Source organism: Variovorax sp. F042, from assembly GCF_057814215.1.
In genome coordinates this window covers 1,412,237-1,424,137 of sequence record NZ_JBVASX010000001.1, presented here as the reverse complement: position 1 = coordinate 1,424,137, position 11,901 = coordinate 1,412,237, and the positions used below count along the sequence as shown (strand labels likewise).

General features: G+C 66.9%; 12 protein-coding genes. 5 read left to right on the top strand and 7 right to left on the bottom strand.

The genetic code is table 11. From position 1 onward, the window contains the following. Positions 1-79: 79 nt before the first annotated feature. Positions 80-532 carry a DUF2501 domain-containing protein gene (locus tag ACZYSP_RS06835; RefSeq protein ID WP_256216807.1) on the bottom strand — a complete coding sequence of 151 codons (453 nt, stop codon included), beginning with the start codon at positions 530-532 and terminating at the stop codon, positions 80-82. A gap of 95 nt (positions 533-627) precedes the next feature. Further along, a complete protein-coding gene (locus ACZYSP_RS06830; RefSeq protein WP_489013282.1) occupies positions 628-1,983 on the bottom strand; it encodes a M20/M25/M40 family metallo-hydrolase in 1,356 nt (451 codons plus the stop codon). Between the two features lie 124 nt (positions 1,984-2,107). Here ACZYSP_RS06830 and ACZYSP_RS06825 point away from each other — a divergent pair, with 124 nt between their 5' ends. Beyond that, positions 2,108-3,016, top strand: coding sequence for a LysR substrate-binding domain-containing protein (locus tag ACZYSP_RS06825; RefSeq protein ID WP_489013280.1), 909 nt, complete (start codon positions 2,108-2,110; stop codon positions 3,014-3,016). Here the strand turns inward: ACZYSP_RS06825 and ACZYSP_RS06820 are convergent. The 4 genes from ACZYSP_RS06820 to ACZYSP_RS06805 form a co-directional block, all read right to left on the bottom strand. Further along, positions 3,013-4,221 carry a beta-ketoacyl-[acyl-carrier-protein] synthase family protein gene (locus ACZYSP_RS06820; protein WP_489013278.1) on the bottom strand — a complete coding sequence of 403 codons (1,209 nt, stop codon included), beginning with the start codon at positions 4,219-4,221 and terminating at the stop codon, positions 3,013-3,015. The two genes, ACZYSP_RS06825 and ACZYSP_RS06820, sit on opposite strands and share 4 nt — an antisense overlap. Beyond that, entirely contained in the window at positions 4,218-4,460 is a 243-nt protein-coding gene (locus ACZYSP_RS06815; protein ID WP_093050999.1) for an acyl carrier protein, read from the bottom strand. Before ACZYSP_RS06815 ends, ACZYSP_RS06820 begins: the two co-directional genes overlap by 4 nt. Positions 4,461-4,605: 145 nt before the next feature. Continuing rightward, positions 4,606-5,292: a phosphatase PAP2 family protein gene (locus tag ACZYSP_RS06810; protein WP_435468590.1), complete on the bottom strand. Its 687-nt coding sequence runs from the start codon at positions 5,290-5,292 to the stop codon at positions 4,606-4,608. A 62-nt stretch (positions 5,293-5,354) separates the two neighbouring features. Next, positions 5,355-6,236 (bottom strand): AraC family transcriptional regulator, encoded by an 882-nt coding sequence (locus ACZYSP_RS06805; RefSeq protein ID WP_093050991.1) that lies wholly within the window; start codon positions 6,234-6,236, stop codon positions 5,355-5,357. Positions 6,237-6,325: 89 nt separating this feature from the next. Between ACZYSP_RS06805 and ACZYSP_RS06800 the strand changes: the two genes are divergently transcribed. Further along, complete coding sequence (locus ACZYSP_RS06800; RefSeq protein ID WP_489013274.1) at positions 6,326-7,588, top strand: MFS transporter; 1,263 nt, start codon at positions 6,326-6,328, stop codon at positions 7,586-7,588. Positions 7,589-7,631: 43 nt separating this feature from the next. After that, a complete protein-coding gene (locus ACZYSP_RS06795) occupies positions 7,632-8,381 on the top strand; it encodes a sulfite exporter TauE/SafE family protein (RefSeq protein WP_489013272.1) in 750 nt (249 codons plus the stop codon). 507 nt (positions 8,382-8,888) lie between these two features. Here ACZYSP_RS06795 and ACZYSP_RS06790 read toward each other — a convergent pair. After that, positions 8,889-9,806, bottom strand: coding sequence for an AEC family transporter (locus tag ACZYSP_RS06790; RefSeq protein WP_489013685.1), 918 nt, complete (start codon positions 9,804-9,806; stop codon positions 8,889-8,891). 107 nt (positions 9,807-9,913) lie between these two features. On the opposite strand from ACZYSP_RS06790, the gene ACZYSP_RS06785 reads away from it, so the two are divergent. Both ACZYSP_RS06785 and xerD read left to right on the top strand, forming a co-directional pair. After that, positions 9,914-10,888: a tripartite tricarboxylate transporter substrate binding protein BugE gene (locus ACZYSP_RS06785; protein ID WP_489013270.1), complete on the top strand. Its 975-nt coding sequence runs from the start codon at positions 9,914-9,916 to the stop codon at positions 10,886-10,888. Positions 10,889-10,958: 70 nt separating this feature from the next. Beyond that, a complete protein-coding gene (xerD, locus tag ACZYSP_RS06780) occupies positions 10,959-11,867 on the top strand; it encodes a site-specific tyrosine recombinase XerD (protein ID WP_093050979.1) in 909 nt (302 codons plus the stop codon). Positions 11,868-11,901: the final 34 nt, after the last annotated feature.

The window sequence follows — 11,901 nt, the reverse complement described above, 5'->3', positions numbered from 1 at the left end:
GATTTGCGGGCGCACTGGGGAAAACTGCAAACGCATGCGCGGTGCGCCGCGCGGGAGCGATGTGGAATGCGGGTCGGGATCAGATCAGCGAACTCGCGTTCTTCAGAACGTAGTCGCAAGCCTTTTCCTTCACCTTCGACGACAGGCCCTTGAAGTTCAGCGACTTGCCGTCGCCGCCCTGCAGCAGGCCCTTGGCGCCGCTGGCGAAGCCGGTTTCCTGCTTCTTCTGCCCGGTGATCCTGGCGAGCAGCTTGTCTTTCACCGAGGCCGCGTCGCCGCCCAGGTAGTTGTTCTTTACGCAGTACTGCAGCACGCCGGCTGCGTTGCCCATGGTGCTGGAGCCGATGGCGGGCATCTTGAATCCCAGGTTGCTGCCGAGGCTGCCGAGCGCAGATCCGCCTGCGCTGCCTTGCGAGTTGGAGGTAGCCGCTTCGCCGGCCTTTTCCTTCAATTGGTCGAGCAGGTCGTTGGCTTGCGCCGAGGCGCCTGCCGCAAGCAGAGCCAGGGCGATGAGGGTGGAACGGGCGTGCATGGTGTCCTCCTGTCGGTCAGCGTGATGGAAAGCGGCCACCAGCATACCGGAGACTTCCATGGGCGCACCCCCTCGGTGCACGCCCGCTTGCCTGCTTACTTCGTGCGGGGCGGGCGCTTCTCGAGCAGCGGTGCGCTGGTGCCTTGCACCCCGACCAGGCCGAGCACCGTCACCAGCGAGTTCTGCGCACCCTTCCAGCCGTCGGTCACGTCGATCCACTCGGACAGCGCATGGAAGCCGCCGGTCTTGCCGCCGCCGCCGATGATGATCGCCGGGATGCCCAGCGACATCGGCACATTGGCGTCGGTGCTCGCGCCCGTCAGCAGCGTCTTGTGGCCGAAGGCGCTGTTCGCGCGCGTGGCAGCTTCGACGATCACGGTGTCTGATTGCGTGCGACCGCCCGGACGGTCGCCGATGAGCTTGGTGCTCACGCTCAGCGTGCTCACGTTCCAGCGCTTGTTTTCCTCGACCACGGCTTCGTCGATGGCGGCCAGGATCTTCTTTTCGGTTTCGAGCAGCGGCGCCATTTCGTCGGAGCGGATGTCGACCGCCATGCGGGCATCCGGCGCGATGGTGTTGACCGAGGTGCCTCCGCCCACGGTGCCGACGGTGAAGGTGGTCTTCGGGAAGCTCGGCGTGCGGATATCGGCGATCTTCGCGATGGCGCGGCCCATCCCGTGGATGGCGCTGGGCACCTGGCCGAAGGCGCCGTAGCTATGACCGCCCGGGCCCTTGAAAGTCACTTCGTAGCGGTGGCTGCCCGTGCCCAGCATTAGCACCGAGCCGTCTGGTGCGGGCTCCAGGCCGACCATGCCGTCGATGTCGAGGTTGTCGCGGAAGATGGCCTTGATGCCGCGCAGGTTGCCGAGTTCCTCTTCGCCCACGTTGCCTACGAACAGCAGGTCGCCCACCGTCTGGATCTTGTTGTCGTTCAGCACCTTGAGCCACGACAGCAGTACCGACAGGCCGCGCGTGTCGTCGGAGATGCCGGGGGCGTAGAGCTTGCCGTCGCGCTCCTTCACCTTCACGTCGGTGCCGGCGGGGAACACGGTGTCGAGGTGAGCCGAGATCAGCAGCTTGGGGCCGTTGCCCGTGCCCTTGCGCAGGCCGACCACGTTGCCTTCGGCGTCGATCCTTGCGTCCGTCAGGCCCAGGGCCTTCATGCGGGCGAGAAAGGCTTCGGCGCGCTTCTGTTCCTTGAAGGGGGGCGCCTCGATCTCGGTCAGCATCTTCAGGTCTTCGACCGAGCGATCGTGGTCGGCCTTGACCGCGTCGAGCAGCTTCTGGATGGCGGGGGAGGCCATCAGCTGTGTGTAGGCCTTGTCCACGTCTGGCCGCACCTGCGTGGGGGTGGCCGCGACGCTGCCGCTCTGGGCGTGCACGAGGCCGGCGGCCGCGGAGGCCAGGGCAATAACGAGCGGGGCGAGACGAAGCGACACGAGGCGGGGCATGGTGCGGGGATGTCCTTGTAGGCGAGCAACGCCGACGCGGCGTCTTCAGCGATTCTTACGGCTGTGTTAGCCGTGCGCTCTGGTTTAATCTTCGGCGTCGTCAGTTTTTCTAACAATGCCCGCCATGCGCCGCCACATCCCCAGCACCCGAGCGCTGCTGATCTTCGACGCGGTGGCCCGCCACCATGGCGTGGGCAAGGCCGCGGAGGAGCTGTGCCTCACCCACAGCGCGGTGAGCCAGCAGCTGCGGCTGCTGGAGACGCAGATCGGCGTGCGGCTGGTGCAGCGCACGGCGCGCGGCACCGAGCTCACCGAAGCCGGGCGGCGCTACCACGGGCAGATTTCAGGCGACCTGCTGCGGTTGCAGAACCACACGCTCGAAGCCATGGCACAGCGCACCGACGGCCTGCGCCTGCTGGTAGGTGCGGTGCCGGTGCTGGCCGAGGGCTGGCTGACGCCGCGGTTGCCGGAATTCATCGCGCGGCACCCGGGCTGCAGCCTGCACCTGCAGGTGTTTCCGACGCACCTCTACATGGAAGACATGTCCTTCGACGTGGGCGTGCAGTACGACGATGCGGTGTGGCCGGGCGCGAATGCGCTGCCGTTGATGGGTGAGTCCTGCGTGGTGGTGTGCTCGCCACAGGCAAAGGGGCGAGCGGCCATGGCGCGGGGCGACTTCCGCACAGCGTCGCTGCTGCAACTGCGCACGCGTGTGGGCGCCTGGGAAGAGTGGTTTGAGCAGACGGCACATGCGCAGCGGCCCGAAAACCTGGTGACGGGGCACCGCTTCGACCTGTTCTCGTCGCTGGTTGCAGCGGTGCGTGCCGACCTGGGCGTGGGGCTGGTGCCCGAGTACTTCGTCGAGCGCGAGTTGCGTTCGGGCGAGCTGGTGCTGGCCTGCCCGCATCGGGCGCCGTCGAGCCGGGGCTACAGCGTGTTCGTGGCGCCGAGCCGTACGGACGATCCGTTGGTCAGCGCTTTCGTGGCATGGCTGTGCGCGGCGGCCGCACTGCCAGAAACTTTGCCTGCCTAGGCGCGGCGGAAGAGAAGCACCGAGTTCGTGCCGCCGAAGGCGAACGAGTTGCTGATGGCAGCTTCGAGCGACGGCGCCGCCGCGTCGTCTTGCGTCACCAGGTTCAGCCTGCAGTCTGCGTCGATCTCGCGGCAGTTGGCGTTGGGCGGCAGTTGCCGCTGGTGCAGCGCCAGCACGGTGATGAGCGCTTCGAGCGCGCCCGCCGCGCCCAGCAGGTGGCCATGCAGTGCCTTGGTCGAACTCACGCGCAGCGTGTCGAGCTCGTCGCCCCACACCTCAGCCAGCGCATTGCGCTCGACCACGTCGCCGATGCGCGTGGCCGTGCCGTGGGCGTTGCAATAGCCCACGTCCCGCGGCTGCAGGCCGGCCTGGCGCAGGGCGGTGCGCAGCGCGCGGGCCTGGCCCGGTGCATCGGGCTTGGTGAGGTGGGTGGCGTCGCTGCTCAGGCCCCAGCCGGCCAGCGTGGCGTAGCTGCGGGCGCCGCGTGCGCGTGCCCGCTCGGCGGATTCGAGGATCAGGAAGGCCGCGCCTTCGCCGAGCGCAAAGCCGCTGCGGTCGGTTGCGAAGGGCCGCACCGCGCCGGCCGCTTCGCCGGGCTGGAAGGTAGCCAGCGTCTGCATGGCCTGCCAGGCCACGACCACGCCCGGCACGATCAGCGCTTCGCTGCCGCCGGCAATGGCGATGTCGACCTCGCCGCGCTGCACGGCCTTGGCCGCTTCGGCAATCGCGGCCGAAGAAGAAGCGCAGGCGACCGAGTAGGTGAGCACCGGGCCCTGAACACCCTGGCGCATTGCCACATGGGCGGCCGGCGCGTTGGGCATGAAGGCGGGAATCGTGAGCGGCGACACGCGGCCGTTGCCGCGGTAGGCCGCTTCGAGCGCCGCCGCGCCACCCATGCCGCAGCCGGCAAAGACGCCCACGCGCTCCGGGTCGGCGTCGGCAACGGCCAGGCCCGCGTCGCGCATCGCCATGTCGGCGGCGGCCACGGCCAGCTGGCTCACGCGGTCGACACCCGCCAGCTGCAGCTTGGTGAACCAGCGGGTTTCATCGAAGGCCACGGTGGCCGCGGCGGCCGGCTTGGGCAGATCCGCAAAGATGGGCTGGATGGCCGATCGGCCCTGCAGCAGGGCCTGGAACAGCGCGTCGGGCTCGCCGCCGTGCGGCGCCATGACGCCCAGTCCGGTGACTGCGACCTCGTGGTTCACGCGACTTTCGCGGCTCGTACCTTGTCGACCAGCAGCGCGAGTTCGGCCAGGGTGTCGATGCTCGCGTCCTCGTCGGGCATGGTGATGCCGAAGTGGTCTTCGATGGCGAACAGAAACTCGGCGAGGGCCAGCGAATCGAGTCCGCCGGTTTCCCTCATCGAGGCGTGGGGGTCGAGCTTCGACGGTTCGATGCCGTACTTCTCGTGGATCAGGTCCTGCAATTCCTTCAGCGAACTCATCGTGCAATGCCTGTCGTCATGTGCCGTTGATCGATTGCCACCGTGTGGTGGTTGCCATTGAATCGATCCCTTCCTCGTCGGCCAGTGGTGAGTGTGGTCAGTGATTGCAGATGATATCCGCTCCGACCCGAGGGGCATCCCCTCGCTAACGCGCCCCCGGGCGCCAGCGCAACGAGGGTAGTGCGAAGGCCATACCCAGCAGCGCGCCGGCCGCCACGTCCAGTGCCACGTGCTGCTTGACCGCCAGCGTCGAATAGGCGATGGCGGCGAACCAGGCCCAGTTCAGCACGCGCCACAGGGCCGGCGTGCGCGCCTCGCGCAGCACGTGTTCGACGCGGATGGCGGTGAAGATGGCCACGGCCACGTGCATCGAGGGGCAGGCGTTGCCCGCCGCGTCCACGCCCTGCAGCATCGCGAAACCGGGGTAGCCGGTGCCGTCGATGGCCATAGGGGGTATCTGGGTCGGCCAGAAGTAGAAGAGGCTCAGGCCGGTGATGCACAGCGCGCCGATCCACAGCCCGTAGACCACCAGTTCGCGGAACGTGAGCTGCAGCCCCGGCGCGATGCCCACGTACACCCAGAGCGAGAGGTACGCGCCCAGCGTGTAGGGCTGGAACGGAATCAGGTGGTCCAGCGGCGTCAGCGGCATCACCACCACCGGAAAGGCCGGGTTGCGCAGCAGGTGGAAGTAGCCGATGAAGAACAGCCAAGTGAAGACGGTGGTGCCGACCGCTTTCAGCAGGAAGTGGCGGCGCACGCGCAACCAGATCTCGGCGGTCCACGTGGGGGGCCGGGCGTCGGGCGCCATGTGCAGGGGGATCGGTGAGTGCATGGTGTTGTCGGTCGCCGATCTTGCCAGAGCACCATGAAGCATCCCCGCGATGCCCCGCTGCATCAGGGGGTGGTGGGCCGCTTGCGGTGCTGGAACGAAGTGGGTGAGCGGCCCGTGGCGGCCTTGAACATCGCACAGAACGCGCTGTCGGTGGCATAGCCGCTGGCGGCCGCCACCTGGCTCACGGCCATGCCGCGCGCCAGCAGCGGCAGCGCATGTGCCATCACGGCTTGCTGGCGCCACTGCTGCCAGCTCATGCCGAGCTGGTCGCGGAACAGGCGCGCCACCGTGCGCTCGCTGGCGCCGATGGTGGCGGCGCGCTCGGCCAGCGTGGCGCGGTCGGCCGGGTTTCGCAGCAGCGCCTCGCACAGCTGGCGCAGGCGCTTGTCGGTGGGCAGCGGCACGTCGATGCGGATCTGCGTGGCGCGCTCCACCTCGTCGACCAGCAGCGGCGCGATCATGCGTTCGCGCTGCGGTGCGTGCGGATCGGTCGGCGGCAGGCCATCGGGCGTGGTGTCGAGAGCCAGCATCAGCGCGCGCAGCAGCGGGCTGATTTCCAGCACTTCGCACTTTTCCCAGGTGGGCGCGATCCAGGCGTGCAGGTAGACGGTACGCAGTTCGGCGTCTTCGATCAGCGTGATGCTGTGCGGCATGTTGGCCGGCACCCAGAGCGCGCGCGAGGGCGGCACGATGTAGCTGCCGTCCTGCGTGCTCAGGCGGATCACGCCGCGTGTGGAAAAAGTGAGCTGCGGCCACGGGTGCTCGTGCAGTTCGACCAGCGTGTCCGCGCTCAGGAAATGCTCCTTGGCGCGCAGCGGACGCACCGCGTCGGGGGCGTAGAGGTGCGGCGTGAGAGAGGCAACGCTGGTGATCGGGGCGGGGAGCGCGCCGCGCGGCCTGGCGGGCGCGGCGCTCCTGGAGGTGGGTGAGGCGGCGCTTGGCATAGTTTCGACAAATGTTGTCGCTGTATCGCCATTCTGCCGCGTCCCCGGCGCATAGCATCGATGCCTGCCCCGTTTTTTTGTAGCAATCCATGTCTTCCACTTCGTCCGCGAGCGCTGGTTCTCCTCCTCACAACAACACCTTGCGCACCGACGCCAAGCTGATCGGGCTGGTCGGCCTGGCCCATGCGGTCAGCCATTTCAGCCAGCTCATCCTGGCGCCGCTGTTCTCGTGGCTGAAGGACGCGTTCAACGTGAGCTATGTGGAGCTGGGCGCGGTGCTCACGGTGTTCTTCGTGGTCTCGTGCATCGTGCAGGCGGCCTCGGGCTTCATCGTCGACAAGCTGGGCCCGCGGCCGGTGCTGTTCGTCGGGCTCGGGGCACTGGGGCTGGCGGCTTTCGGCTACGCCGCGGCGCAGAGCTACTGGATGCTGCTGTTGTGCGCGGTGGTCGGCGGCATCGGCAACGGCGTGTTCCATCCGGTGGACTACACGCTGTTCAACCGCAAGGTCGCGCCGACGCGGCTGGGCCATGCCTACAGCGTGCACGGCATCACCGGCAGCCTGGGCTGGGCGCTGGCGCCGGCCTTCGTGGTGCCGATCGCCATCGCCTTCTCGTGGCGCGTGGCGCTGGCTTCGGCGGGCGTGGTGGCTCTCGTGGTGCTGCTGGTGCTGTGGGCGTATCGCAGCGTGCTGTCGCTCGACGCGGCGGCCGTGCACAAGGCCACGGGGCAGGGCGAGCCCGCACCCGTCGGCGGCGAGTTCGACTTCCTGCGCATTCCGGCCGTATGGATGTGCTTCGGTTTCTTCTTCTTCTATGCCGCGGTGATCAGCGTGGTGCAGACCTTCGCGCCGGTGGCCGCGGGACACCTGCATGCGGTGCCGGTGGCGCTGGTGGCGGTGTGCCTCACGGTCTACATGGTGGCGAGCGCCGCGGGGATGGTGGTGGGTGGCTTCCTGGCCTCCGATCCGACGCGCTGCGAGCGCATCGTGGGCGCGGGCTTCGGCATTGCGGCCGCGCTGGCGCTGGTGCTGGCGTTCGCGAGCTTTCCGCCGGTCGTGGTGCCGGTGCTGTTCGGGGCCATGGGTTTCGTCTCGGGTGTCGCAGGGCCGTCGCGCGACCTGCTGGTGAAGAAGTCGACGCCGCCCAATGCGACCGGGCGCGTCTACGGCGTGGTGTATGCGGGGCTGGACATCGGACAGGCCCTGGCGCCGCTGGTGTTCGGGCGGCTGATGGACCATGGGCAGTACACGAGCGTGATCGTGGGGCTGGCGCTGGTGCAGGGTGTGCTGATCGCCAGTGCGTTCAACGTGCGCCGCGTGCGGCGCACGGCGCTGGTGCCTGCCTCGGCCTGAGTCCCTTCTTTTTGATCGAAGGGCGGTCGATATCATCGGCCGCATGCAAGCCTTGTATGTCTATGTGATCGCCGGTGCTGTACTGGCGGGTTTCGTGCAGGGCCTGTCGGGCTTTGCGTTCGGGCTGGTGGCCATGTCAGTATGGGCGTGGACGCTGGAGCCGCAGCTCGCGGCGGTGCTTGCTCTCTTTGGCGCGTTGACGGGGCAGGTGATCGCGGCGGTCACGGTGCGGCGGTCTTTCGACAAGAGCGTTCTCTGGCCCTTTGTGCTCGGTGGGCTGGTCGGGGTGCCGTTCGGTGTCAGGCTGCTGCCGCACCTCGATCTTGTCGTCTTCAAGCTGTGTCTTGGCGTGCTGCTGGTGCTGTGGTGTCCGGCGATGCTGATGTCGCAGCATCTGCCGAAGGTTTCGTTCGGTGGGCGTTGGGCTGATGGCGTTGTGGGTGCCATGGGTGGCGCGATGGCGGGCATCGGCGGGTTCTCGGGAACTCTTCCTACGCTCTGGTGCACCTTGCGCGGTTTTCAGCGTGATACGCAGCGGGCTGTGATCCAGAACTTCAATCTTTCGATGTTGATGGTGGCGTTTGCCATTCATGTTTTCAGCGGGAGCATCGGGCGAGCTGTGGTGCCTCTGCTGGGGCTTGTTGCCCTGGCTGTTGCTGTGCCTGTGTTGCTGGGGGCTCGGCTTTATATCGGGATCAGTGAGGTGGCGTTTCGGAAGCTGGTGTTGGGGTTGTTGACTGCTTCTGGGGTGGCTTTGTTGGCTTCTGCAGTGCCTGCTTTGTTGCGGCGCTGAAGTTCTTTTTGAGTGGTGATGAGGGGTTGTTTCCCGGTGCCGGGACTCGCCCCGGCGGGCGACCTACTTTTCTTTGCTTCGCCAAAGAAAAGTAGGCAAAAGAAAGGCGACCCCACTGTCTGCGACCCCTTCGCTTTGCGAAGGGGCAACCTGTGGTGCTCGCGTTTCGCGGGGTCTCGCCCAAACTCGCTTCGCTCAGACAAGGGCGAGCCCTTATCCGCGAAACGCTGCGCTCCTCGGCGCAGCCAGAGGGGAGGGGAGACGGAACGGGCCTTTGCTTCGCTCGGCTTGGTATCGGCTGTTCAGAGGCCGAGCGCAGCGATGGCCTGTTGGGCTCCCCAATCCCTTCTGGCTGCGTCGAGCACCGCAGGTTGCCCGTAGCGAAGCGAAGGGACGCAGACAGCAGGGTCGCCTTTTCTTTGCTTACTTTCTTTTGGCGAAGCAAAAGAAAGTGAGTCGGCCGCCGGGCCGAGACCCGGCCCCGGAACGCACTAAACCAGCAAGGCTTCACCGAGGCAGCGCCAAGGCAAACGGCAAACTGAAAACCCCCAGCAAGGTAGACAACGTCACCAACCCCGCCACATAAGGCCCGTTGTACCCCATCCGAGCAGCCAGCACATAAGCACTGGAAGCCGTAGGCACAGCAGAAAAAGCCATCAACACGGCCGCATGCGTCGCATCCAGCCGCAACCAAAGCGCCAACCCCCATGCGACCAGCGGCAAGAACAGATGCCGTATCGCCAGCACCGAAACAGCCAGCACCTTCCCCGCCCCCAGCGTGGAGAACTTCATCCCCGCCCCCGCAGCCAGCAACCCCAACGCCAGCGACGCAGCCCCGATACGCGTCAACGTAGGCGTCGCCCAGGCAGGCACAGCCAAGCCCAGCACATTCGCCAGCAGCCCTGCCACCGTCGCGACGATCAGCGGGTTGCGCACCAGCTGCCGCACGAACCCGGTCTGCGCATGTCGCGTCATCGGCCACACGGCCGCGATGTTGAAGATGGGCACGCACACACCGATCAGCACCGCGATCAGCAACAGGCCCTCGGCCCCGGCCAGCCGCTCCGCCAACGCCAGGCAGATGAAAGAGTTGAAGCGGAACGCGACCTGCGCACTGGCCGCGTGGTCGCGCCGGTCGATGTGGGTGCGCAGGCCCGGAATAAAGGGCAGGGCATAGGCCATCGCGATGCCGCAGGCACCGACGCCGACGCCCGCCGTGAGCAGGCTCGATGTCGCACCGAAGTCGAGCGGGCTGCGCACGATCGAATGGAACAGCAGTACGGGAAAAAGAAAGTAGTAAACGAGGCTCTCGACCTGATCCCACACGCGGCGGTCGAGCGCGGTGTAGCGGCACAGGAGCCAGCCGATGGCGATGAGGGAGAAGTCGGGGAAAAGCAGCTGAGCGTAATTCACCGCTTCGAGGATAAACCCGCTTGACCATGGGTAATCCACAGCATGGAGAGCGCTCCTGAACCGCTAGCATCCGGGCTTCGTTTTTCGACATCATTCATTCAAATACCAAGGAGTTTTCGATGCAACGTCGTCAATGGAGCGCGCTGGTGGGAGGCGCCGCACTGGTCGCCATCGCGGGTCAGAGCTTTGCGCAGGGCTACCCCAACAAGCCCGTCGAGTTGAGCGTGCCCTTTGCACCGGGCGGCACGACGGACATCGTGGCGCGCGTGATCTCCGATCCGCTGGGCAAGGTGCTGGGCCAGCCCGTGGTGGTGATCAACCGCGCCGGTGGCGGCGGCATCGTGGGCGCGGCCGAAACGGCACGCGCCGCGCCCGACGGCTACAAGCTCGGCATTGCCACCGTGTCGAGCACGGCGGCCAACCCGGCCATCAACCCGAAGACGCCGTACGACCCGATCAACGACTTCACGCCGATCATCAACATCGCGGCCACGCCGAACATCATTGCGGTCAACCCGAGCTTCCCGGCCAAGAACTATGCCGAGTTCGTAGCCGAGCTGAAGAAGAACCCCGGCAAGTATTCGTACGCCTCGTCGGGCACGGGCGGCATCGGCCACCTGCTGATGGAGCTCTACAAGAGCCTGACCAACACCTTCGTCACGCACATCCCCTACCGCGGCGCGGGCCCGGCGCTGAACGACGTGGTGGCCGGCCAGGTGCCGATCATGTTCGACAACATTCCCTCGGCCATGCCCTTCATCACCAGCGGCCGGCTGATCCCCATCGTGGTGTCGGCGCCGCAGCGCCTGGCCGCGCTGCCCAATGTGCCGACCTTCAAGGAAGTGGGCCTGGAGCCGGTGAACCGCATGGCCTACTACGGCATCCTCGGCCCCAAGGGCCTGCCGAAGGAAGTGGTCGAAAAGATCAGCGCTGGCGTGAAGAAGGCCGTGGAAGAACCGGCGGTGCGCAAGCGCATCGAGGACACGGGCTCGCTGATCGTGGCCAACTCGCCCGAGCAGTTCGCTGCGCAGATCAAGGCCGAGTACGAGGTCTACAAGCAGGTCGTGAAGAAGCAGAACCTGAAGCTCGACTGATAACTCTTCTTCGCACGAAAGAAAGCCGCCCGCATGCCGGGCGGCTTTTTCTTTTGTTATCTTGCAAGGCATGACCGAGGCAGCCACGCAGACACCCGACATCGACGACTTCATCGACGCCCTCTGGCTCGAAGACGGGCTGTCGAAGAACACGCTGGCCGCCTACCGCCGTGACCTCGCGCTGTTCGCGCAGTGGCTGCACGCGCAGCGCAGCGGCGCCGGGCTCGATGCCGCGAAGGAGTCCGACCTGCAGGCCTACATGGGCGCGCGCCTGTCCACCAAGGGCAAGGCCACTTCGGCCAACCGCCGCCTCACCGTGTTCAAGCGCTACTACCGCTGGGCGCTGCGCGAACGCCGTGTCGTGGCCGACCCGAGCATCCGGCTCGCGCCCGCGCGGCAGATGCCGCGCGCCATCAAGACGCTGTCGGAAAAGCAGGTCGACGACCTGCTGGCCGCGCCCGACGTCGAGTCGCCGCTCGGCCTGCGTGATCGCGCGATGCTGGAGCTGATGTATGCGAGCGGCCTGCGCGTGAGCGAGCTGGTGGCGCTCAAGGCCATCGACATGAGCCTGAACGACGGTGTGCTGCGCGTGCTGGGCAAGGGCAACAAGGAGCGGCTCGTGCCCTTCGGCGGCGAAGCGCGGCGCTGGATCGAGCGCTACCTGGAGGAGTCGCGCCCCGCCATCCTCGATGGGCAGCAGACGCCCGACCTGTTCGTGACCGCGCGCGGTGCGGGCATGACGCGCGTGATGTTCTGGATCATCGTGAAGAAGCACGCCACCGCGGCCGGCATCCACGTGCCGCTGTCGCCGCACACGCTGCGCCATGCCTTCGCCACGCACCTGCTGAACCACGGGGTCGACCTGCGCGCGGTGCAGCTGCTGCTGGGGCATGCCGACATCTCGACGACGACGATCTACACGCACGTGGCGCGCGAGCGCCTGAAGCAGCTGCATGCGCAGCACCATCCGCGTGGATGAAGGCGGACAATGAGAAGCGACGCAACCCTCGCAG

Bases quoted from the DNA above. Each gene is read 5' to 3' on its own strand.
- ACZYSP_RS06800 (WP_489013274.1), top strand. From the start codon at position 6,326: ATGTCTTCCACTTCGTCCGCGAGCGCTGGTTCTCCTCCTCACAACAAC.
- ACZYSP_RS06795 (WP_489013272.1), top strand. From the start codon at position 7,632: ATGCAAGCCTTGTATGTCTATGTGATCGCCGGTGCTGTACTGGCGGGT.
- ACZYSP_RS06830 (WP_489013282.1), bottom strand. From the start codon at position 1,983: ATGCCCCGCCTCGTGTCGCTTCGTCTCGCCCCGCTCGTTATTGCCCTG.
- ACZYSP_RS06815 (WP_093050999.1), bottom strand. From the start codon at position 4,460: ATGAGTTCGCTGAAGGAATTGCAGGACCTGATCCACGAGAAGTACGGC.
- ACZYSP_RS06835 (WP_256216807.1), bottom strand. From the start codon at position 532: ATGCACGCCCGTTCCACCCTCATCGCCCTGGCTCTGCTTGCGGCAGGC.
- ACZYSP_RS06805 (WP_093050991.1), bottom strand. From the start codon at position 6,236: ATGCCAAGCGCCGCCTCACCCACCTCCAGGAGCGCCGCGCCCGCCAGG.
- xerD (WP_093050979.1), top strand. From the start codon at position 10,959: ATGACCGAGGCAGCCACGCAGACACCCGACATCGACGACTTCATCGAC.
- ACZYSP_RS06785 (WP_489013270.1), top strand. From the start codon at position 9,914: ATGCAACGTCGTCAATGGAGCGCGCTGGTGGGAGGCGCCGCACTGGTC.
- ACZYSP_RS06810 (WP_435468590.1), bottom strand. From the start codon at position 5,292: ATGCACTCACCGATCCCCCTGCACATGGCGCCCGACGCCCGGCCCCCC.
- ACZYSP_RS06825 (WP_489013280.1), top strand. From the start codon at position 2,108: ATGCGCCGCCACATCCCCAGCACCCGAGCGCTGCTGATCTTCGACGCG.